The organism is Mucilaginibacter sp. UYCu711, assembly GCF_050433825.1.
GTDB lineage: Bacteria > Bacteroidota > Bacteroidia > Sphingobacteriales > Sphingobacteriaceae > Mucilaginibacter.
Genome location: NZ_JBNPWM010000001.1, coordinates 742,946 through 768,178, shown reverse-complemented (window position 1 = coordinate 768,178; position 25,233 = coordinate 742,946). Strand labels below are relative to the sequence as shown.

Sequence of the window (25,233 nt, the reverse complement as noted above, 5' to 3'; positions counted from 1 at the left end):
ATTATTCGCTTCTTAAACTTTTTACCGGATTTGCCAAAGCTGCTTTAACTGACTTATAGCCAACCGTTATCCATGCCACTACCAATGATGCCACAATAGCCAAAACAAACACTCCGGCCGACAAAGGGATACGGAAAACGAAGTTTTGCAGCCAACTGCTCATCATATAATAAGCTATCGGCGTAGCTATTACGAAAGATACACCTATCAGCAACATAAACTCTTTAGAAAACATATAGACTATGCTGGTTATTGAGGCACCTAATACTTTACGCACACCAACCTCTTTAGTGCGTTGCACCACCATAAACGATACCAGACCGTATAAGCCAAGGCATGAAATAAATATTGCTATCATGGCAAATATTTTATAAACCAGGGCCAGCTGGTTTTCCTGTTTATAAAACTCGGCTATATTTTGATCCAGAAAATAGCCATTGTAAGCATACGCTGCATAGGTTTTTTCCCATTGTTTTTGTACCGATGCTACGGTTGCCGAAAAATTACTGGTGCTTAGTTTAACTGCAACTTCGCCTTGTTGCTTCTTCATCTGCAGTATCACAATCGGCCTGATGTTTTCGCGCAGCGTATTGGTTTTAAAGTCTTCTACAACCCCTACAATGGGATGCCATTTACCGCCGCCTAATTTTAATATTTTACCAATAACAGCATGTGGATCTTGTATCCCAAGTTTATTTACAAAGGTTTCATTAACTACTACGCCATTGGTTGTATCGGCTTGCACAAATGCCTGCCCTGCTTTAAAGCGCAGACCGAAAGTTTTAAAGTAATCGGCATCTCCAAATTTCAAGCTGGTTTGGTAAGGTTTATCAGTTCCGGCATTATCATAATAAAAATTGGTAGACCAATTATTTTGTGACGAAGGTTGATCGGATGTAAAAGTCACCGCCTTAACACCGGGACTTTGCAACAGTTGCTGTTTAAAACTTTCCGATTTTTGCAAGCTGATGCTATCGGTACTGCCGGGAATTATTAATATAGCTTCTTTGTTAAATCCAAGATCGGCCGAGTTTACATAGTTCATTTGCCTGACGGCTACTATTGTGCCGATAATCAATAATTGAGAGATCGCAAATTGCGCTACAACCAATACCCTGCGCAATGGTACGCCACCAACTGATGCGGCGGTGATCTTGTTTTTTAATGCTAGCACAGGCGTGAAACCTGACACAACTAATGCCGGATAGATACCGGATATTACCACAATTGCAAGTGTTGTAGCCATTAAAAACACAATAGAACCTACACTTATCAAACTAATATCATCAGGTACGCTTGCAATATTTTTTAGGTAAGGTAGAGCAAGCTTAGCAATTACTATCGCTATCACCAATGCGAAAATTACAATTAGGCCGGTTTCGCCTAACGACTGTTTGATGAGTTGCGTGCGGCTACTGCCTAATACCTTACGGATACCAACCTCTTTAGACCTGCCAACGGATTGTGCTGTAGACAGGTTAATAAAGTTAATGGATGCCATTATAATTATCAGGATAGCTATAAATGACAAAGTGCGGATGGTAGCTTTATTGGTTATATGGTCGCCAAGGGTATTACCAAAGCGGGTATCAAAATGTATGTCGGCCAGGGGTTGTACTAAATGAACCTTAGTAGCAGCATTCTTTTGATTGTAATGTTTTTTTACAAATGTTTTAAGCCGGTCATTTAAATTTGCTACTGTCGCATCAGGTGCGGGTAACATAAATATTTGGTGATTACTACTATTATTACCCCACGAATCTTCCAAATTATACTCGGCTAAATGCGTTTTTAAGGTTGGATATGATACTAAAACCTTTAAAGGTAAGTCGCTGTTTGAGGGCACATCCTCAATTATACCGGCAACTTTTAACAACAGCAGGTTGTCCATCTTAACTACTTTGCCTACTGCGTTTTCCCATTTGCCAAAATATTTTGTGGCGGTGCTCCTGTCAATAACAACCATATCGGGTTTAGACAATACCGATCCATCGCCTGATAGCCATTTATAGCTGAATATGTTAAAAAACTGCGGCTGTATAAACATTACGCCAATGCTTTCAACAAACTTTTTGTCGGCCGCGCTAACGTCTGTATTGCCTGCCGGCACAGTAATTTGGCTGCCATAGCTTGTTTGGATGGTGGCAAACTTTGCATCCGGAAAATCCACCTCTAAAGCGGCCGGCATTGGGTATGGTATCCCCTCGCTGTAGCTTATGCCATCGCCCAGGTTTTGTTGCAGTACAACGCGGTAGATCTTATCATATTTAGGCTGAAATTTTTCATAACTCAACTCAAATTGTATTACAACAAATATCAATAAGCAGGCAGCAACACCTATGGCCAGCCCGGCTATATTAATGGTTGAGTATGCTTTGTGACGAACGATATTTCGCCAGGCTATTTTAAAATAGTTCTTTAACATATCTATATATTTTATTCGCTTCTTAAACTTTTAACGGGGTTGGCTAATGCCGCTTTAATTGCCTGAAAACCGATGGTCGCCAATGCAATTAATATAGCAATGAAGCCGGCGATTAACATTATCCACCACTGCATTGGTACCCGGTAGGCATACCCTTGTAACCATTGGTTCATAAAATACCATGCAATTGGCGACGCAATTGTAATGGCTATTATCACAAGCATCAGGAAATCTTTTGAAAGCATGGTGGTGATATTTATAACATCTGCGCCCAATACCTTACGAATACCGATCTCCTTGACTCTAACCTGCGCAGTATAGGTAGCTAACCCAAACAGGCCCAGGCACGAAATTAATACAGCTATACAGGCAAAAATATTAAACAGCGTACCTATTTGTTGTTCTGATTTATACAGATTGTTGTATTCGTCGTCCAGGAAATTATATTCGAAAGGGAAATTTGAATTGTATTGCTGCCAGTACTTCTGTACAGCTTTGATAGCATAAGGGGTATCTTTGCCGGTTGTTTTTACATACATCTGCCATGAAGTTGGCCTGTAAACAAAAATAGACGGCTCAATTGCCTGTTTTAAAGAGGCAAAGTTAAAGTCTTTAACAACGCCTATAATGATGCCGTTTAAATCATGAAGCTTAAAGCGTTTGCCTACCGGATTTTTTATACCTGCTAACTTAACAGCTGTTTCATTTAATATGTAATGTGATGTATCTGATTTTGAACCTGTAAATCCCCTACCTGCGGCAAATTTTATCTTAAACAGGCTGATAAAATCCTTGTCAATATTAAATGGATGGATCATTAAGCTTTGATCTGCAGGCTTGCCGTCCCAATCGGTATCACCGGTAGTACTGCCGCTATTAACTACGCTGTTATTGCCGCAGGTTACACCTTTTATTTCATTGTGAGTCAGCAATTCGGCCTTTATAGCTTCGTAGTGGTCTTGCATGCCGTGCATTTGTATTGCAAATACATGCTCCTTTTCATAACCCAATTCTTTCGACCGGATGAAATTAAGTTGCTTGTTTATAACCAATGTACCTATGATAAGCCCTATAGAAAAGGCAAACTGGCAAACAACCAGGATTTTCCTGAATGTTGCGTTGCCCATGCCCGATACTTGCCCTTTGAGCGCGCTAATTGGTTTAAATGAGGATAATAATATAGCAGGATAGATACTTGATGCCACCAGTGTAGCTAATATGGTTAGCCCTATAACCAGCCATACATTAGCACTGAGGAGATCAAAATGCATTTGCTTGCCCGATATGCTATTGTAAAGTGGCATTATAGCGTAGATAAGGCAAAAAGCCAATACAATTGCTATAGTAAAGCACAAAACAGTTTCTGTAACAAATTGTATAAACAGCTGCTTGCGCTCGGCACCAATGATCTTACGAATACTTACCTCCTTTGCGCGTAACATGGCGCGTGCTGTGGATAGGTTAACATAGTTAATACAGGCGATCAGCAATATCAATATTGCGACAACTGAAAAGATCTTAACCGTTTCCATACCGGCTGCCGACCCATCGGGCCTAAACAAATGGATATCGGCTAATGGTTGCAAGCTAAAAACGCCATCGGTTGGTTTAATACCTTTCTGATGCTCCATATGGATCCGGGTAAGCTCGTTACCAATAACGATAACAGATGCATCAGGCCTTACCTGCAAATAGGTATCTGCATAGTAGTTACCCCAATCTTCATCCATCGATTTCCAATAGCCCTTGCCATCATACTGTTTCTTCTTTATGTTTGTCGAAAAAAGCATGTCGGCATTTATACTTGAGTTAGCAGGGAAATCAGCTAATATGCCAGATACGGTAAAGAGGTCCTTGCTGTCGCCTTGTATAGTTTTACCAATAGGATCGGCATCGCCAAAATATTTCTTCGCCGTGCTTTCTGTAAGAATAATCGATTGATTATTAGGAAATGGTTTTTTCGGATTGCCCTTTATTAGTTTATAATCAAATACTTTAAAAAAAGCATCGTCGATAAAAGTAAGCTTACCATACTCTTCCTTTAGTAATTTGTCTTTATACCTGAATGTGGAGTAATCATAACAGGTAATTACCCTTGTGGCATTCACTACTTCCGAAACTTCCTTTAAGGCATAAAAAGCTACAGGTGCAGGTACACCGCCCCATACTTGCCTGCTTGCACCGGAGCCAATAGCCGCATTTACTTTATATATCTGGCTAAATTTGGTATGGAACCTGTTATAACTTAACTCGTCCTGAACCCAAATTAATATTAGAATTCCAACAGCAAGGCCAACGGTGAGCCCAACAATATTAATACCGCTGTATAATTTCTTATTAACCAGGTTTCGCCACGCTACTTTAATATAGTTTTTGATCATATTATTTATATTCTACAATCTTAATAGACGTTTATAAAAATTATTGGTTGCAGACTTCAGCTGATTATTAATTTTAATTATTTACTCGCTTCTTAAACTTTTAACGGGGTTAGTTAATGCCGCCTTTATAGCCTGAAAACTTATCGTTAACAGGGTTATTACCACCGCCGCAATTGCGGACAATAGAAATACGGCAGGCCCGATATCAATACGGTAATCATATTTTTGCAACCAGCCGTGTAAAAAGTACCAGGCTATGGGCGATGCGATAAGGCAACTGATGAACACCAATAAAACAAAATCGGTTGAGAGCATTAGCCATACCTGCGTTATGGATGCGCCTAATACCTTACGGATGCCAATCTCTTTGGTGCGCTGTTCGGCAACGTAAGCAGCCAGCCCAAATAAACCAAGACATGATATAAATATGGCTAGCCCGGCAAATATGCCTGCCAACTTACCCACCAATACTTCCAGATAAAATTTCTGATTATACTCGTCATCGGCAAACTTATAACTAAATGGAAACGCCGGGTTATAACGGTCAAATATCTGCCCAATTTTAGCTATGGCATCGTGTGTTTTAACATTTGGTGATAACCTGAATATAGCCTTGCTACCCCATCGCGAATGTGCAAAAATAGCGGGTTCTACCGGTGTAAACGGCGAGCCCATCACAGCATTCTTCACAACACCAATTACGTTAACCCTGCCACCGGAATGGTTATTCCAGCTTATTTGTTGCCCAATAGGGTTTTTAAGGCCCATGCGTTTAACAGCTGCTTCATTCAAAATAACATTGGTAGTATCCAGTTCAAATTTCGGCGCAAAATTACGTCCGGCCAAAAACTGCATTCCCACGGTTTTAAAATAATTATCGGATACAAAAACACTCACGGTATTAACCGATTCTTCGCCGGCATTCTTTCCCGCCCAATTATCGATAGAGGTATGGGCATAGATATCGGTAACCGGGGCCGACGCCCTGGAAAAGGCTTCTACCAGGCCTGATTGCAACACATCGTTTTTTAGCGCATCGTAATGATTATTCAGGTCATCACTCAGGTCGGCCGACACCAGCCTGTCGGCGCTGTAGCCTGTGGGCCTGTTTTTGGCATGTTGTATTTGCTGATAAACAATAACGGTGCTGATAATTAATGCTATTGAGCAGCTAAACTGCACTACCACTAATATTTTACGAGGTAACGATGCTGCTTTGCCTAATTGGATGCTTCCTTTTAAAACCTTTACGGGATTAAACGACGACAGATAAAATGCGGGCCTGCTGCCAGCCAATAACCCGGTAATTAACACATAACTTAGCATTATAGCCCAAAAAACAGGATTGTCATAAGGTATCCGGATGTTATTACCGGCCAGGGTATTGAACGCTGGTATAACTAATTGTACGATAACTATCGATAACGCAAATGCGATAAAGGTAATCAGAAATGATTCGGTGAGAAACTGGAATATCAGATCGCTGCGCTTCGAGCCAATGGCTTTGCGTACACCAACCTCGCGGGCACGTTTTTCTGATCGCGCGGTTGCAAGGTTCATGAAGTTAATACAGGCGATGAATAAAACCAGTATGCCTATAATGCCAAACATCCTTACGTAATCAATGAACCCGCCAGATATTTTGCCATTTTTAAACTCCGAGCGCAGATGCCAGTCCTTTAACGCGTGCAGGCTGAGCTCTGGTTTTGCGGGGCGCATCTTTTCACTGTGCTTGCTTACAATGTCTTTTATTTTAGGGGCAAGTTCGGCATAGCTGGCATTCGGCTGTAGCATCACAAATATCTGGAACGAGTTGTTCGTCCAGCTTGTAGGGGCACTTTTCATCCAATCGAGCGCGCTTACCAGGTACTCAAATGGAAAAACATAATTGAAATTCATCGACGAATTTTCGGGAACATCCTTCAAGATACCCACAACTTTCAGGTTATCTTTATTATCAAACTTCACCATTTTGCCTATCGGGTCGCTATTGCCAAACAAACCCTTAGCGGTCGATTCAGTAAGCACTATAGTGTAAGGATCTTTCAAGGCCGAGGCAGCGTTGCCTTTTACCAGCGGGAACTGGAACATTTTTAAAAAATCGGCACCAACGCCTAGGCCATTCAAATACATTTTTTTATCGCCAACGAGTAAATCGTGTTTTTGATCCCAGTCGGCCCGGGCTACATATTTGATTTCCGGATAATCCTTTTTCAGCACATCGCCTATCGGTAACGACATCGCATCCTGCGTACGCATACCATCATGGGTACTGGTAAAAGTTATCTTTGCCTGGTAAAGCTGGTCGCCATTAGGCAAAAACTTATCGTACGAATACTCGTGCGCCACCCATAAACCAATTATCGAAGCCACAGCCATACCCGCAGCTAACCCAACAATGTTTAATGCACTGTAAACCTTATTGTTTTTAAGGTTGCGCCACGCTATTTTAATGTAATTTCTGATCATAGGTTGGTTTCGATTTTTCTTTTATCGGCCCTTCCTCAAAGAGAAAGGGCCGTAGAAATAATTAACTAACTGATATATAGTTTAGGCGACATATTCATTCTTATATCATGATGTTTTCCATCACCGTGTGTCCATCCAATAAGCGGATGATACGGTGACTATAACGGGCATCATGCTCTGAGTGGGTAACCATTATAATGGTCGTTCCTTGTTCGTTCAGGTCGGTTAACAGCTCCATAACTTCATTACCATTGCTTGAGTCAAGGTTACCTGTTGGCTCATCCGCCAATATTAGTTTAGGGTTATTAACTACGGCACGTGCCACGGCAACACGCTGTTGCTGACCACCCGATAATTGCTGCGGATAGTGATTACGGCGGTGCATGATCTGCATTTTTTCTAACACAGCTTCAACCCTGCCCACCCGTTCTGATGAAGGTACGCCTGTATAGATCAGCGGTAACTCTACGTTTTCATAAACTGTTAGCTCGTCAATCAGGTTAAAGCTCTGGAAAACGAAACCTATATTATGTTTACGCAAATCGGCCCGTTTACGCTCGTTAAAATCAGCTACTTCAATGCCGTTAAACAGATAGCTTCCACCATCCGGGTCATCCAACAAGCCAAGTATGTTAAGCAGTGTTGATTTACCACAGCCGGAAGGACCCATTATGGCAACGAATTCGCCTTCTTTAATGTCGATTGATAGCTTATTTAAAGCAATGGTTTCTACCTCTTCTGTACGGTAAAACTTTTGTAGGTCTGTAATTTTTATCATTTGTGCCTCCTGCTCTTTTAATGAGCGCGTTTAATTTAAATCAGTCAGTTTATTTCTTTAGTATAAGTTCCTGTATGTCGCCATAGGTTTCATAGCTTGATGTTATTACTTTATCGCCAGGTTTTAAGCCTTGTGTTACTTCGTAGTAGTCTGTACTTTGCCTGTTGAGCTGGATATCTACTTTATAAGCCATTTTGCCATCCTCGCTCACTTTAAAGATCCAGTTACCACCTGTTTGCTGATAAAAACCACCTTTAGGTAACAGTACCTGTTGCGATTCATCGCTCAACGCTAACAATATCTGCAGCGTCTGGCCGCGGCGTATACCCTGTGGGGCCGGGCCAACAAACTCCATATCAACCTGGAATTTTCCGTTGGCGATCTGTGCAAATACCTTTTTAATTTTTAAAGTGTAAGTTTTTTCTGCAAACGTAAATGTGCCGGATAAACCGATATATACCTGCGATAAATAGTGCTCATCCACATCAACTCTAACTTTATACCCGGATAGGACGTCAATTTGGCCCAAACGTTCCCCTTTATTTTTGTTCTGCCCAACTTCCGAGTCCATTGAGGTTAACTGGCCATCAATTGGCGACCTTACAGTTAAATCGGCAACCTTTTTACGCATCAGATTTAAGGCATTTTTCATTTGAGCATATTGCTCTCTTGCCTGTATACCTTGTTGCCTGGCGAGCGCGGTATCCTGCTTTAATATTTGCTGGGTTAACTTGCGCCTGTTTAAAGCGTAGTTATAAGTATTGGTAGCCTGCTGGTATTCTTGCGAGCCAATAGCCTTTTGCTCAAATAAATGTTTATCCAACTTATAAACGCGCTCTGCTTCTTTATAGGCATTCTCTACATCTGCCATTTGGTTTAATTTACCAATGGTGCTTGATAATGCATTATTTTGCGAGATCTGCATTTGTGTTTGTGCAGCATATACTGCAGTTTCCTGGTTAGCCAGGTTTAACTCCAGGTCTGTATTTGATAGTTTAAGTATCGGGTCGCCTTTTTTAAGGTTGGCGCCGTCTTCAACATACCGGGCTTCAACCAATCCGCCTTCAACCGCATCTAAATATATAGTGGTTTTTGGCATTACCACACCATTAACAGGTATAGTAACCATAAAGGGGCCTTTAGTTATTTCGCTTATAGTTATACGTTCAGTATCTACATCTAACTTACTTTTGCCCGATGTAAAATAAATGCTGCCGGCTATTAATAAAACCAACGCTGTAATACCGCCTATTGTTAAAAGGCGTTTGGTATTCCACTTTTTCTTTTCGATTTTTCTGTCCACAATATTAAAATATGACCTTGTTATTTGCACTAATTTACAAAACAACGTGCCACAATATAATTAGCTGTAAATCAAATCAATAATTAAAAAATACAAAAAAACACGTTCGTTTTTGAAACAGCAGGTGTACGGTTATGATACAGTTATTTTTAGCCTAACTAATACAAAAATTTGTTTTACAGCTAATTATAAATAATGGTTACATATTTGAATAGCACAATCACAATACCTGTTATATTTAATTGTATTTTCACCCGTTATGTTGTTAAAGAAAGCCACTGTATTAATTGTTGATGATGACCCGGATGTACTTACCGCGGTAAAGCTGTTGCTTAAATCAGAAGCAAAAGAAGTTATCACAGAGAAAAACCCCGAAAATTTAAACAGCCTGTTGCAAAGAAACCAAGTGGACATTATTTTGCTGGACATGAATTTTAACAGCGCTATAAACACCGGCAATGAGGGTTTATACTGGCTGCGCAAAATAAAGGAATGGAAGCCTAATGTCACTGTGATAATGATTACCGCTTACGGCGATATTGACCTGGCAGTTAGATCATTAAAGGAAGGCGCTGCCGACTTTTTGGTTAAACCATGGCATAACTTAAAACTGCTTGAAATAATTAAAGACCTGCTTGATAAAAGCGAAGATAACAATCAGAATAAGAACAACTTATCAGAAAAAAAGAACAACTCATCAAACCCTTTGGTTGGCACATCATCATTAATGGACGATGTTTTTTTGAAGGTTAATAAAATAGCCCCAACTGATGCCAACATATTGATATTGGGCGAAAATGGTACGGGCAAAGATTTGGTGGCAAAGGCCATTCATGATCGTTCATTACGTGCAAACAGGCCCTTTATAAAGGTAGATGTGGGCTCATTAACCGATACCTTATTTGAAAGTGAATTATTCGGACATAAAAAGGGGGCGTTTACCGATGCGCGTGAAGATCGTGCAGGACGTTTTGAAGACGCTCATGGCGGCACCTTATTTTTGGATGAAATAGGTAATATATCTTTAAGGCAACAGGCAAAACTGCTCACCATCCTTCAAAACCGCCAGGTTACCAGGCTGGGCAGCAATAAGCCGACGGATATAGATATCAGGCTGATCTGTGCAACCAACTTACCCATAAGTGAATTGGCTAATGATGATCGTTTCCGTAAGGATTTGGTTTACCGTATCAATACCGTTGAAGTAAATATGCCACCGTTACGTAAACGGAGTGGAGATATTGAACTTTTGGCTCGTCATTTTGCAACTATATACGCAGCAAAATATTTAAAACCAACCATAACTTTTAGTGATAGCGCTTTGCAAAAACTAAATAACTACAGCTATCCGGGCAACGTGCGGGAGTTACAATACATTATGGAACGCGCAATTATTATGGCCGATAGTGATGTTTTAACTGCTGATGACCTGATATTTTCATCAATCGAAAACACCTCGCCCGAAGCTGAAACATTTGATGATATGCCGTTAAGTATGGTTGAAAAAACCACAATTTTAAAAGTGATTGATAAACACAACGGTAACATTACCCGTGCAGCTAAAGAATTGGGATTAACCCGTACAGCCCTTTACCGCAGATTAAGCAAATATGGTATTTAAACGATATGAATGGCGCTTAATGCTGCGCGTACTTTTGTTGTTTTTAACACTATTGGCTATTAGCTTAATTATAGTTAAGGGATTATATTGGTTCTTACTAATTGGTGCCCCCATAGTTGCTTTTGAGTTGCTGGACTTTTTAAAATTCAACAAAAAAGCGCATAAAGAGGTAGAACAATTTGTTGAATCGGTACATTACCGCGATTTCTCGCGTCACTTTGATGTTAGCCATGCTCCTATTGAATTAAAGCCACTACGCAAGGGGTTTAATGACATAAATGACACCTTCAAAAACATCAATCGCGAACGGGAAACCCAGTATCAATACCTGCAAAAAATATTAGAACTGGTAGATACCGGCATTATTTCCTATGAGCACGAAAGCGGGCAAATTGGCTGGCTGAATGAGTCGTTCAAAAAAATATTTGACATTCCTTATCTCAAAACTATACACTCACTTAAAAAACGCGATGAAGCTTTATATAATGAAGTAATGTTGCTTAAATCAGGCGAGAGCAAGGTTGTGTCTATAACCCGAAATAAGCAAATTATAAAAATATTACTTAGCGTAACAGCCATGCGGAGCGAGGATAAGCTATACAAGTTACTGGCTTTTCAAAATGTTAGTGAAGCTTTGGATGAAACAGAATCCAAAGCCTGGCAAAAGCTATTGAATGTAATGACACATGAGATCATGAATTCGGTTGCCCCTATTTCATCATTAGCTGATACTTTGAAAAACTGGTTGCAGAATTATGGAAAAGATGGTGATAAAACCGATCTGGAGGATTTAGAGCTTGGCATAGATACCATTAAGCGCCGCAGCGAAGGCCTGCTTAAATTTACGGAGAGTTATCGTAATTTAAACAAGATCACCAAGCTTGATATGAAATCTGTGTTGGTTAGAGATCTGTTTGAAAACTTGAACAACTTGATGCAACCTACACTTGCCAAAAAAAATATCGAATTAGATATAGTACTGCGCGATATGCAGATGACTATTGACATGGATGTAAACCTGGTTGAGCAAACATTAATAAACTTATTGGTTAACGCTATTGATGCGGTAAAAGACACCGCTACACCTTGCCTAACTTTAACTGCAGAAACAGGAGCCAACAATAAACCAATAATAAAAATAGCCGATAATGGCGTAGGTATGCCGCCCGAGTTATTGGAGAAGATATTTATTCCATTTTTTAGCACCCGTAAAACCGGCAGTGGTATTGGCCTGAGTTTATGCAAGCAAATTATGATGCTGCATAAAGGCAATATCCAGGTTCAGTCTATTGAAGGCGAAGGTTCAGCCTTTATCCTGCTATTTTAAAATAGCACGGAAATTATTAACTATAAATGGCAGCTGTTCTCTAATTTTTGTATAATACGCTTAGAGACCCTTTAATTTTAGGTTATATTTCGTTATTTCACTAACTGAACAATAAAATTATAAGCCTCCGAAAAACAAGTTGCCTCATTAGTATGTAGAGAATTAAGCACCACAGAAATACAGAAAAATACAGGTTAGCGCCAGAACTATAAATAGATAGAAAAGATTACTAATCAACCTGACTGCTGAAATACTGCGGGATTTGTTTTGTTTTCTATAAAAACATAGTATTTTCACGCTATGGTTATGACAAAGCAGGCTTAAAATAACAGGGAAGACTTAATGAATGTAGTTTCATTACCAAAGTATGAAGAATTAAAAAAGATACTGCTTATTAATGCGGGGATAACCCATATGCTCCCATCGGAATGTAAAGCGTTATCAGACAGGATATTTAAAAAAAATGGTAATCGCATCAGTGAAACAACATTTAAACGCATATATGGCTTTGCCTATAGCAAATACAGCCCATCACTGTTTACCCTAAATGTACTGGCTAAATATTGTAATTATAAAAGTTGGGATGACTTTTGCCAAAAGCAGGAAAAGCTGGTAGCAACATCTAATGATGACTTAAACTGGCAAGTACTGCAACAAAATGCCAATAAAATAACCAGATTTACGCTACAGACTTTAAAAAACAAAACAGGTATCCCATACAATCAAACAATAGACAGGGATTTTATAGATTATCATCTTGACGAGTTTATTAATTCGACGTGTACAGGTACATTTATAGCCGCTCCTGCCGGATATGGCAAAACCGTCGCCCTTTGCCAATGGATCGAAAAAAAGATGGCCATTGATGAGTTAAATAATAGTAATGACATCATTTTATTATTTAGCAGTAATGCAATAATGAGTGCTTTGATAAGCGGCAGGGATATCCACGATTGGATGCTGGCTTTATTAGGTTACACCACTGATAATGACGTAAATGTATTATTAGATATAAAGCAGAGAGGCAGCAGTAAGTTTTATCTTATTATCGATGGCTTTGATGAACACATGTTTAAGAGCGATCATTTCAGGGTGATACTTAACCAGCTTGTAGATATTTTTTCATTTTATAGGTCGCATGAATGGTTTAAATTGGTGCTGACAACGCGTTCTGCAACCTGGATAAATAACAAACATGAATTGGAGATTGGGAGCAACACCTGGTTTACAGGTTTTAAAGACAATCATTCTATCAATGTGCCTTTGTTTAGTCTTGATGAAATTAAATCACTCTGCCAAAAAATACGGCCCGGAACCGAAAATGCATTGACTATTAATGTAGCAGAGAATTTTAATCATCCCTTATACTTTCAATTTTATTATCAAGAGCACAAAGAAAACTTCTCATTAAGTAATGCTGATCATCTTTGTTTCTATGACACGATATCCACCTTTATTTTGAATAAAGTTTACCTGGGTCATTACTCGGCAGAGAAAATATTATTGATAAAAAACCTGGTTGAAGAGTTAGATATAAAAAATAACGTTTACCAAATAAACAAACTAAGAGTAAACAATACTATTAAAAAACATACCCATGCCTACCTGGAGCTATTAAGCATCGGATTTATAAGAGAGCTTAATGAGAGCAGCAATTATCAATACAATACTTACATCGTATTTGGCAATAATGACTACCTTGAGCACAGCATCGCTAAAATATTACTGTATAATAATGGCAATTTGTTTGATGCCGATCTGGTAACTGTAATAAATAACCTACTTATCAATAACACGCATAAAGTAAATGTATTAAAATGGTGTGTTATACATGCTATAAAATCAGGACAATTAAAAAGCATTGAATATATAACAGAAGTATACTTAAACACAAACGAAAAATCAGATCTTATAACTTTTTTGGGTGAGGTTTTAGAAAGTGAATATTCATCAACTAACAGAAACGCTTCATTAATACAATATTTTAAACACTCTTTTAGTGAAAAATTATTTGATTACTTTTTTGGTTTGGAGCTTATTAATTCTGATTATAAGAAATTCCTGCAGGTATTATTAAAGTTTGAGCTTTCAAACAAAAAGAAAATACTTATTCATTCTACATTAGCTATAATAGCAGCCATCCAGGTTGATCTTAATGAATTGGAAAGCAGTTTAGTCAACCTTAAATCTTTCCCAAAAGCAGAATATGAGTCGTTTGGTGTAAATCCATTAAACTGCCTGGATGCAATCTATTATCACTTAAAATATGGTATAATAAAAACAGAGGTCTTAGCTGATTTAACAAAACTATACTTCAATGCAGATCATGTGTCAACATTGAAAAAAAGTGCAGCAAATGATATGCTTTACCTTTTAGGTTTATATACCTTATTATTAAGTAATAACCCCAAAAAGACACTCAGGTTTATTAACTTTTTAAGAAATAATTACCATACAGATATACTTGAAGAACACATATCGCAATACGGTTTTTTTATAAATACGCTTGCAGCAACCTCATATTTTGAGTTGGGTGAACATGATAAGGTTGCAGAAATATACGCTTTAATTTCAGCAGCTTATAAAAAGAGCGATGATCTGCTAACACCCTACATGCGTATCTATTTTCACAGTTTAAAGATCAATACATTTATAAATACATCGAAGGAAAACCTGATACCGGGCGAAATGAAAAATGTGAATAATATCACTACTAAGTATGGTTATAAATTTTCGAAGCTTTATATATCGTCTATTATTTTAAAAAGTATGACGCTTCAAAATTTAGCCCCCGAGTTTTATAAACAGGTTAATTATGATTTCAACAAAATAATCAGAGATTGCCGGTTAAATGCCAAGCTTTTTCTGCAAACCATAAACAAATAGTTCAACCTGTATTTACTTTAAAAGTATCCGGTAAATAAAGGCACCTTCCCTGTTAAATGATATTGTAAAATTGCCTGAACTGGTAATTGAATCTCCGCCTAACAATTCTTTAAAAATATACTTTTTGTTGATAGTTAAGCCCAGTCGCTGTGTGTTAAGAATTATATTGGCGGGTTGTGTTTTATAGTTAAATACAGCCAGGTAAACCGCATCAGCATCTTTACGGATAAAAGCCCGGGCTGCAGAACTTCCTGCACTACCATCAACCGGCATAAAAGCTTTGCCGCTCTTTATTAACTGTTTAATTTCGGGTTTTTGCAACCACTCTTTAACCTGTTGCTGCCAGGGTGCATCTTTGCTGTAATCATCACCCAATATTACCGATCCGGTAATTAAGCCTGATATTAGCCGGGCACGGTTGGCACCGGCATTTTCTTTTTCAAAGACTAAATGATCGGCATCGACATAATCATACAAGTAGGTTTGCCACCAGCCATAGGTTACGCTGTTTAACGAATATTCTGTGTCTTTGATTGAATGGAAAGCATCGCAGGCAATCCGGCGCATATTTACATAGGGGGCTGTAGCTAACGATGGCGATATAGCAGCATAAACAAGCATTGAATTACCCAGCACTTTACTTATTGTTTCCATACCTACTTTGTAGGCCTGCATGCCTGTGGTAATATCAGTATCATAGAACCTGCTCGACTCGGCTGCACCGTGTCCTAAAAAATCGATCTTAATCATTTTAAACCCGCAATCTTTCAATTTCCCTAATACAAAAGCGATACGGGCCTGGGTACCGGGATGGGTTGGATCAAGTGCCCTTCCCCCATCAAGATCGTGATAGCCTTTATCGGTTTTTGTCCACATATCAGCAAATTTGTAATTGCCACCTTCTGCCGTACGTTCTGTATTTTTTGATTTAAATCCCCAGTCGGTAAACGGTGCCCAATAAACACCTGGCTGTAAATTTCGTTCTTTACAGTAGTCTACAAAGTCCTTAAGTTTGGAGAAATCTCCTTTAAAACCTCCGCTAACCATATTATCCCAATACGAGTCAAGATCAATATAAGCGGTGTTATCAGCGTTACGAAAATTGGGTATTTGTTTATCAAAAAAATCAACTACTCCGGTAGCTTTTTCATAAGTAAGATGTGAGCCAATAGCACCCCAACTGTTCCAGCCAACCGGTGTTGCCTTAGCCCATGGTTTGATATGTCTGCCTTCTATTGTGCTGCAAGTACGTGCATAAGTTTCCATCCCCTTCCGCCAGTCGGCAAAATAACCCAGGAATACTTTAGGAGAAATGATCTTATCACCCTTTAATGAACCATGTGCCATCGAATCGCGGGTTATGGTTACTTCGTTTAACCCGCCAAAGATTTCCAACTGGTTTATTAAGTTTTCATTACCTGCGCTTTTAACCCCCGTTTTCCAGCTATCATGTGTAAGCGATCCTAATATCAACCCTTTTCTTGATTCATTATCATACACAACGCCAACTTCGGCGCTGGTGTTATTTTGTTCATTTAATTCTTTGGATTGATATCTTATAAAAGTATCGTTATCAAATGGCACAAATAAAGTTTGGAGTTTATTGCCGGCGTAAAGGTTTGCTTTGTTAGTGATAAGCGGCGCCATGTAATTAGAGCTTAGGGCATGTCCATCTATCTCCAGTTCGGTAATAATGAAATCTTTATTAGCATAACAATAAAATCGCTGTATCGTAACAGGCAAATCAACTGCTGTTGAAATAAGCGAAACTAACTTGCCTGCCCCCATTTTATCCTGAATGCTTTCAATTTTTACTATACGCTTTTTAAAATCAGCTGTTTGATATTTATTATTCCCAACCAAAAACGAAGCTGACGCATTAGCTACAGTAATTTTACCACTATACTTTACAGTATATAGGCCAGTATTTACATCAATTATCAATTGATTTTTTTTGCCGAACGGAACTATGTATTGTTGGTTTTTTATTGCTCCAAAAGATTCACAAGTCAAAATTAAAAAGAAAGCAATAACAACATTTACTCTTAACATAATTTAATAAGTTTAAACAAAAGTATACAAAGGCGGATCACAGTTACTAAGCGCTATAAGCTTATTATTAAGCACAATTACCCATACCACAACAGTCTAAGCTCCGCGTAAGTTTACCTTGTTTGCACTACTAATTTTCTTATAGAAAAAGAATCGTTACCCGAGAAGAGGTAATAAAGTGATTTTCCATCTTTGCTCATCCAGTTCACAGGCAAACTGCCAGATTCGCCCGGACCCATATCCCACTCCCTTGTGTAATAAACGGTTTTCCATGGGCCCCATGGATTTGGTGATTCAAATATCCCTAAACCTCCTTTAAATCTTGGCCCCTGTTCTTCTTTAGCTCCTGAAAGTGGAATCACCTGGCACCATAAATATCTTTTTAAAGGTGCATCATACGTCATGCCTGAGCGATAGGTTTTACCGGGGTTTACATAGATCGGTTGACGCTTACTGATATCCTCCGACCAAATTGCCAAACCTGCTTTACTATATCCTGCAAAAAACTCGTAAGCCTTCCAGTTCATCAGTTGGGTTTTATTAACCCGAGCCATAACTATTTTATCCGCGTATTTATAAGCGCTGGCATCATCAACCGAGTATACGTAAACGTAGTTATCTTTAGCACCTGCATTATTTTTACCGTAATTAACAAAGTTGGGGCAGCCAAAACTGGTATCAATTTTCCAGTCGGCCCAGGTCCAGTTTTTTCCATGATCTGTCGAGTAGGCCAGCCGCGCGTTATTAGTATTTCTTACCCACATATACAATTTGCCGTCAATCATTATCATCCCGCTTGCCTTTACGCCGGCAGGCCCCTGTCCTACCCGTTCGCCTGATGCGCTGCGGATATTTTGCCCTTTTATATTGGGCGGGTTCCCTGACACTACCGCCAAACCCGAGCTTAGCTTTATTTCTGTAAATGGTTTAAACCCGTTACCATCACCATAAGCCGTATACATCAGCCCATCATCTCCCCAGGTTGAGGGCCATAGGTCGCCACCCTCAGCCATCCTGATAACTTCATTAGCCGGGGCAAACTTTGCCGACGTGATATAATCGCTTTGCGGATATGGTGACGCTTCAACAGCATCAGCTACCGGGTTAAAAAGGTTGTTCTCAATAAACTTCCAATAGCTGTCGCCAGTAGTGTTCTTATTCATTGTTTCGCCCATCCGCACCACAATAATGTTCAGGCTTGGTATAACCAGCAATATTTGCTCGCCTGCACCCGCACCCCAAAACGCATCGCGGGGTAGCGATTTGAAAGAGCCTGTGCTATTAATAAACCAGCCTAAGGCAGCTATCGGGGCAGGATCATCACCCGATTTATCTGATCTGTCAGGAATAGCTAATGCATTTAAATTAACCGAGTTTATTGTACCATCTACAGTTAAAGCTTGTTTCATCACTGCCGAGTCTATTATTTGCTCGCCCTGCCAGTTTCCTTTCTTTAATACCAATCTGCCTATCCGGGCAACTGCATCAGCGGTAAAAGCAGCCCCACCCCAACCTGCAATTAAATTTAAGCCATCAACTTTATAGGAGGTTTTATACCCTACCGAATACGTGCCCTTTTTTATACCTATCTTGCTAAACACACGCTGATCTAAATAGGTAGCTATATCTTTATAAGGCGAGTTTTGAATACTGCTGGTAACTGCATAATTCAACATGGCTATACCGGGGTTACTATATTCAGAGCCTGTACCCGGTTTAAATAAAACTTTTGCGCTATCGCGCGATAAAGTGAACGGGTCGGGATTTTTCCGCCAGAACTGGCCTTTCCAGCCCGGCAGATCCATGTGCCGGTCTTTCTTTTTGGCGATAAGTTGATCCATCTGCGCATCGGTCCCTTCCGAGTCCTCGAGGCCCGACGTATGGGTATCTAATTGGCGAATGGTGATCTTTGATTTAACATCTGATTTTTTCCAGGCAGGGATATATAAACAAGCTGGGGCATCGGCGGCAATATACCCATCGGCTATGGCCGCGTTTAAAGACATACCACTAATCAACGCCTTTGCCAATGACGCTGTGCCGCTTGTAACCAAAGAATCGCTCCAGCCCTTTGCAAATGCCTCGCAGATGATCTTATCGTTTCTAATGATGAGTAATTTCTTGGTACCTTTTGATAATAAGCTTTTTTTGAGTGTCTCCAGTTTATCGGATGACATCCCTTGTGCTTCGGGAGTTGAGCGCTGCCAAACAAATTCTTTTTTTACAAGCGTTTGTGCTCTTGAACTAAGCGATAGAAACAAGCAAGCTAAAAAAAGGATACGAGTCGCTTTTATCATCAGGAACATATTGGTGACCTAAATTACCTAATTATTGTAAAGCAAGTATATAACTATCTGTAATAATGCTGTTAATGTTATTAAGTAAACAACCACCACCTAAGGTGGTGGCTTTAAATGTCCTGTGAGCAATCTCACCTAAACAATCATAGTCGCTCAGAAACTGAGCTTATGGTTTCTAGCATAGCCTCCACCCCTAACCTACCGCCAAAGGCGGTGGTTTAGACATTATAACAAAAAAGGCAGTAATGATAGGTATATCATTACTGCCTTTCGGTGTATGACTAAAGTTGGTTACTCAACCGTTAACGTACCTTGCATCACATAAAAATGGCCCGGTACTGTACATACATAAGTATACTTACCGGCTTTAGGGGCCACAAAATAAATAGTTTGTGATGAACCGGGCCCAACAAGCGTAGCATTGAACAATACTTTTGGGGTATTGGCAATATAGCTTAGCTTAACTGCCTGTAATCCAAGTTTTGTACCCAACTCACCTACCGGGATGGCCTGGCCTTGCGGTACAACTACAAAATTATGAGGCATGTCATCATTGTTAGTGAACGTCAACTTAACTTTAGCACCTGCTTTTAGGGTAAGCTCAGTTTTATCATATTTTAAACCAGGTTTAGTACCTAAGGTAATTGTTTGATCAATAGTAGTCCATGAAGCCGGCTTAACCGTTTGGTTCTTTTTTAGCGCAGCGCCGGTAGTAGCCTTAGTTGCCGCTGGCGCAGGTACGTTCATATTCATGCCCCCCATATCGTGCACCATTTTAGCTTTTCTTTTAGGCACATTAAGTTTTGCACCATCAGGAATATTGTTTAACGTGTAGTAAGCTACCGGGTGTAATAAAGTAAAGCTACTATCAGCCGATACTACTTTGTTGTCAACCTTAATTTCGTGAATATATTTTTCACGCAAGCTATCGGCTACCAAACGAACACGCAAACCATCTTCTGATACAATAGCTGCGTTAACAATATGGTTTTTCTCGCGGATGGTGGCGCTACCATAAACCGGGTGATATTTATACGTAAATCCGGTAATATTATAGTTATCAGGGTCGGCTGCTGCTTGTTTGTTTACAGGCTTGGTAAATTCAATTTCAAAACCGTCAGGCATTGCGCGCACTGCCTTCATTTCAAATGGTGTTTTATTTGCCCAAACTAAACGTTGCAAGCCAAATATTTTTTGCCCGGTTGATCCCCAACCGCGGCTGGTTTGGCCAACGAACAACGAATTATCTGCTCCCCAGGCCATTCTCAACACACCCGACTCAAAGCCTTCGCGGAACGCAAATGCCGCGCCTTGATACTGGCCTTTAACAGTTTCTAAGAACACACGGTTGATACGGCTTTGCGCCTGATCGCCTACCAATACCTGGCCCGCAAACGGGCCAAACTTATCATCTCTTGGTATTTGAATTAATGCTGATGTTGATTGCCCTAACACACCATGCGGCAGCCATACCGTGGGCGCTTTAAAACCTTTACCAACTATAGCCGAAACTTCTGCCAATGTTTTATATGGACGTTTTGGATCACGATCCTCTATCTTACCTTCCGGGTCATTGAAACGTTTATCTACCAGGGCGTAAATATCTTCTGTGCGAACTTTAACCGGCGATGATGGGTCAGCGGCCCAATTCAATCCGGCAGGATGCATGGCAAAGTCGCCTTTATCTAACTGCATAATATAACCCGAACCTATCCAGTCGCCCTGGTTTTCAGAATAAAAATATTTTCCATCTACAATACCCTGCCCGCAAGGCGAACGAAAGCCCGTTGCATAAGGGCTCATATCGCCATCGGGTGTAATATCCAGGCTCCATCCCCGCCATGGTCTAAAGCTTTTACCACGCCACCATTCTTCGGCAAAGGCAACGTTTAGGTTTACCATTAAGTGTCCGTTAGGCATCACTACAGGGCCGTAAGAATATTCATGATAGTTACCTGATAACTGCCAGGCGTATACCGTTTCGTAAATATCGGCTTTACCGTCGCCGTTTTTATCTATCAGTTTGGTTAGCTCACCGCGTTGTACGCAGTAAAAGTTGCCGCCTGTATAAGCCAGGCCCAATACTTCGTGCATCCCGGAAGCAAACTTTTTATAGTATGGCAGGCTTCCATTTAGTTGATAAGGATTTGATATAACGTAGACATCGCCGCGGCGCGTTGATACACCCAGATCGCCATTAGGCAAGGTAGTTAAACCGCCAACTTCCAGCTCCACGCCTTCCGGCACCGGAACCGTAACTATGCGATAATAATCTTTTTCTGTATTTGATTTTTTACCAGCCTGCGCAAATGTGGCCGTAAAGCCTAAAGTTGCGGTGGCGGTAATTAATATATTTTTATAAATAGCTTTCATTTTAATGCGTTTTATTACCAGATCAATGAATATTGTACAAAGGTGCCTTTATCTGTGTTTTTCAGAGGTAAAAGCAATTCCTTACCTTTTGCAGATGTACGGATTAGCGGTTTCACACTTTTATCCAATTGTACATAATAAGTAAAGTTATTTATGGCGTACATGCCATTACCCAGGTCGGTAATGTCGCGGGCATCAGCAACGCGGGCATACAAGTCTTTTGGTGCCGGGCCGTCAACCCAAATTTTACGATCTAAGTTTTTACCATCTTCACTGGTTGCTTTGTCATTAATTAAAATGCCATCATAGTTGTATTTAAAAGTTGGTATACCATCGGCATCCAGCTCATAACCTTTAGCGCGAAAAACACCTGTTGCCAAACTATCCGGCCAGGCTTGCGCTTCTTCATGAATATAAGCTAATGCCGGTTTATCATCTAAAGGTATCACACTACCAATCGCTCTAGAATTACCGTCGCCACGCGATAACCACATTGGCGAAGCATCAAGGAACGCGCCTTTCCATATTTGATAAACAGCACCATTACTCAAATCATACCCAAAGCTGATATTGTGCAATAAACCAACACTTGCAGAGTGGGTTATACGTTTACCCGGGATATCCATAAAGCTGCGAAATACCACCGGCTCGCCTTTAACTTCAATATTAACAGGTTTTTCGTTAGCGTCCCAAACGTTGCGTGTACCATCAACCTGCATACTGTTTACCCTGGTTGAATAGCGGATATTTTTAAGAGCTACCGCGCCATGATCGCCCTGGATGCGCAATGGGCCAGTGGCCGCCTCATTAGCAAATGCCGATCCGCGGGTTGGAGCCTGCAACTCGGCATTTTCAATAATAGTAACACCATTTAATATAATCCTTACAATACGTGCGTTAGCTATTTTTTTACCGGATGCGTCAAACTTTGGTGCCTGGAAAGCTATGCGGATGTTTTGCCAAAGGCCGGGTGCCCGGCTAACGTTAATACGCGGCGCTACACCATCATAACCTTGCTGTCCGGCAGGTCGGGCATCATCCCAACGCTCATATATTGAGCCCAAATCGCCGCTTGTAAGGGCTGATTTACCCCAGCTGTCAAGTAACTGGATCTCATAACGACCCTGAAGATAGATACCAGAGTTTGACTCTTTAGGCATCATAAAATCAACGCTTAGGTCAATATCCCCATGTTCCATAGTGGTGAAGATATCTTCGTTTTTTTCTTTACCGGGGATACTTACCAGTATGCCTGTCCCATCTTTTTTGGTGATGGTGTTGTGCTTAACAAAATCGGCCGAGACCGAGCTTGCTACCGACCAGTTTGCGCTTGGGCTTTTAAAAGCCGAAAGATCATTCAGCGCGATCTGTTGATTTAGTTGGCCTCCTCCCCTTTGCGCTAAGGCAAAAAAAGGCATACAGGCTGCTAATAAAAACGCCTGCAATGGGATACATTTTAGCATGTACTTGTGTTGCATAAACTTAAATTTAGTAAGACGATAGAAAGAATAGTGTCTATTGGTTTTAATACAAATATGTAATTTTAATACCAATTTTCAACTTGTATAGTCAACTTTTATTTAAAAAACTTGATCTGTTAAGATTTGGCTTACTGTTGTACGCTGTTTACGGTGGTTTGTTGTATTTTTATTGCATGCATAATACCGTTATTCAATACACCTGCCTTTTAGCTATAATTTTATTTAGCGTAATGCTGGCGCAGAAAATAAAGATAGCCTACCCAATTGTGTTGGTTTTAATTGGTTTGCCTTTAGGTTTTGTCCCTTTTTTGCGTGGGGTTGAGATACAGCCCGAATTGATATTCGTGATATTTTTACCGCCCCTGCTTTATGAAGCTGCCTGGAACACTTCATGGAAGGACTTTTGGAAATGGCGACGGGTTATCAGCAGTTTTGCCTTCCCGGTGGTTATACTTACTTCGTGCGTGGTAGCTTTTGTTTCGGCAAGCCTTATTCCGGGCTTTACCCTGGCAACCGGCTTTTTATTGGGTGGGATTATCTCACCTCCTGATGCAGTCTCGGCCAGCGCAATACTTAAAACCATTAAAGTGCCCCGTCGCTTCATCACCATTGTAGAAGGCGAAAGCTTAATGAACGACGCTTCCAGTTTGGTAGTTTTTCGCTTCGCGTTAGCGGCTGTGCTTACCGGTACGTTTGTATTTCAAGAAGCAGCTACCAGTTTTGTATTGGTAATTGTTATGGGTATTGCGGTAGGTATTTTAGTTGCGTTATTGTTTTATGCCATTCATCGCTGGTTACCTACATCAAACAATATGGATGTGGTACTTACTTTTATTACGCCATACGCCATGTATATGGCGGCAGAGCAGTTTCACTTTTCGGGCGTGTTAGCTGTAGTGAGTGGTGGTTTATTTCTATCGTTCCGTCAGCAACAGTTTTTGTCTCATCGCAGCCGTTTACAAGGAGTAAATGTATGGGAAGCCGTTGCATTTATATTAAACGGAATTGTATTTATCCTGATAGGATTGGAGTTTCCGGTCATCATTAAAAACCTTGGGCCTAATGGTTTAGCGCCGGCAATTAAATATAGCACCATTATAACGGCTGTTTTAATTGTGACCCGGTTTGCCAGCACTTTTGGCGCTACCGTAATTACTATGGTTATGAGCAAGATCATTACCGTGGCCGACCCTAACCCAGGTTTCCGGGCACCTATATTATTAGGTTGGACCGGCATGCGCGGTGTGGTATCATTAGCGGCAGCTTTAAGTATCCCAGTAGCACTTAGCCCGGGTCATCCGTTTCCTAATCGAGATATGATCCTATTCATGACCTTTAGCGTAATATTGGTTACACTGGTTTTGCAGGGACTAACATTACCGGCAGTGATAAAACTTGTAAATATGCCTGATCCTGATCTTGCTGGCATGTCTATAGAACAACAAAGGCAACTGGTACGCAAAAAGCTATCGCACCTATCGCTTAAAATACTGGACGAAGATTACCACGAGTATGCAAAGCACAACGGTATGGTAAAATCGCTTAAGCTGCGATATACTACCGATATGGAGTTTTTAAAAGATTGGGAAAAGGATGATAATGTAGAGCGTGCCAATGATTTTTATAAAGATTACCGTAAGATAATGGCGCATCTGCTAAGAGAGCAACGTGCGCTGTTGCTAACACTTAATAAAAAAGAAAACATAAGTGATACGCTTGTAAGGCATCAGCTTGAATTGCTTGACCTGGAGGAAGAGAAATTGCGCCAGCATTTTGAAGCTGGCGAATAGTAAGTTGATATGTGTATTTTTTTGCATTAATTTGCGAGACCAATTTA

Annotated in this window: 13 protein-coding genes; 4 read left to right on the top strand and 9 right to left on the bottom strand. The window is 40.2% G+C overall.

Annotated elements, in window-relative coordinates; all coding sequences use genetic code 11:
* Position 1: 1 nt before the first annotated feature.
* From ABIB50_RS03525 to ABIB50_RS03505, 5 genes are all read right to left on the bottom strand, one after another.
* Positions 2-2,425 carry an ABC transporter permease gene (locus ABIB50_RS03525; protein ID WP_429377298.1) on the bottom strand — a complete coding sequence of 808 codons (2,424 nt, stop codon included), beginning with the start codon at positions 2,423-2,425 and terminating at the stop codon, positions 2-4.
* Between the two features lie 11 nt (positions 2,426-2,436).
* Positions 2,437-4,806, bottom strand: coding sequence for an ABC transporter permease (locus ABIB50_RS03520; RefSeq protein WP_429377297.1), 2,370 nt, complete (start codon positions 4,804-4,806; stop codon positions 2,437-2,439).
* 81 nt (positions 4,807-4,887) lie between these two features.
* Positions 4,888-7,275: an ABC transporter permease gene (locus ABIB50_RS03515; RefSeq protein ID WP_429377296.1), complete on the bottom strand. Its 2,388-nt coding sequence runs from the start codon at positions 7,273-7,275 to the stop codon at positions 4,888-4,890.
* A 100-nt stretch (positions 7,276-7,375) separates the two neighbouring features.
* The gene (locus tag ABIB50_RS03510) at positions 7,376-8,053 is read right to left on the bottom strand and encodes an ABC transporter ATP-binding protein (RefSeq protein WP_429377295.1); all 678 of its coding nucleotides are present in this window, start codon (positions 8,051-8,053) and stop codon (positions 7,376-7,378) included.
* Positions 8,054-8,102: 49 nt separating this feature from the next.
* Entirely contained in the window at positions 8,103-9,356 is a 1,254-nt protein-coding gene (locus ABIB50_RS03505) for an efflux RND transporter periplasmic adaptor subunit (RefSeq protein ID WP_429377293.1), read from the bottom strand.
* Between the two features lie 259 nt (positions 9,357-9,615).
* Between ABIB50_RS03505 and ABIB50_RS03500 the strand changes: the two genes are divergently transcribed.
* The 3 genes from ABIB50_RS03500 (at position 9,616) to ABIB50_RS03490 (ending at position 15,190) form a co-directional block, all read left to right on the top strand.
* A complete protein-coding gene (locus ABIB50_RS03500) occupies positions 9,616-10,977 on the top strand; it encodes a sigma-54-dependent transcriptional regulator (RefSeq protein WP_429377291.1) in 1,362 nt (453 codons plus the stop codon).
* The gene (locus ABIB50_RS03495) at positions 10,967-12,304 is read left to right on the top strand and encodes a sensor histidine kinase (RefSeq protein ID WP_429377289.1); all 1,338 of its coding nucleotides are present in this window, start codon (positions 10,967-10,969) and stop codon (positions 12,302-12,304) included. The genes ABIB50_RS03500 and ABIB50_RS03495 overlap by 11 nt, the downstream gene beginning before the upstream one ends.
* Before the next feature lie 342 nt (positions 12,305-12,646).
* A complete protein-coding gene (locus tag ABIB50_RS03490) occupies positions 12,647-15,190 on the top strand; it encodes a hypothetical protein (protein WP_429377287.1) in 2,544 nt (847 codons plus the stop codon).
* A gap of 12 nt (positions 15,191-15,202) precedes the next feature.
* Here the strand turns inward: ABIB50_RS03490 and ABIB50_RS03485 are convergent, their stop codons facing one another.
* The 4 genes from ABIB50_RS03485 to ABIB50_RS03470 form a co-directional block, all read right to left on the bottom strand.
* The gene (locus ABIB50_RS03485) at positions 15,203-17,242 is read right to left on the bottom strand and encodes an alpha-galactosidase (protein ID WP_429377286.1); all 2,040 of its coding nucleotides are present in this window, start codon (positions 17,240-17,242) and stop codon (positions 15,203-15,205) included.
* Positions 17,243-17,355: 113 nt separating this feature from the next.
* Positions 17,356-19,539, bottom strand: coding sequence for a serine hydrolase (locus tag ABIB50_RS03480; RefSeq protein ID WP_429377284.1), 2,184 nt, complete (start codon positions 19,537-19,539; stop codon positions 17,356-17,358).
* Positions 19,540-19,833: 294 nt separating this feature from the next.
* Positions 19,834-21,915, bottom strand: coding sequence for a plastocyanin/azurin family copper-binding protein (locus ABIB50_RS03475; protein ID WP_429377282.1), 2,082 nt, complete (start codon positions 21,913-21,915; stop codon positions 19,834-19,836).
* A gap of 14 nt (positions 21,916-21,929) precedes the next feature.
* On the bottom strand, positions 21,930-23,393 hold the full coding sequence (locus ABIB50_RS03470) for a 3-keto-disaccharide hydrolase (protein WP_429377281.1): 1,464 nt from the start codon (positions 23,391-23,393) through the stop codon (positions 21,930-21,932).
* A 176-nt stretch (positions 23,394-23,569) separates the two neighbouring features.
* Between ABIB50_RS03470 and ABIB50_RS03465 the strand changes: the two genes are divergently transcribed.
* Entirely contained in the window at positions 23,570-25,186 is a 1,617-nt protein-coding gene (locus ABIB50_RS03465) for a Na+/H+ antiporter (protein WP_429377280.1), read from the top strand.
* The last annotated feature ends 47 nt before the right edge of the window (positions 25,187-25,233 follow it).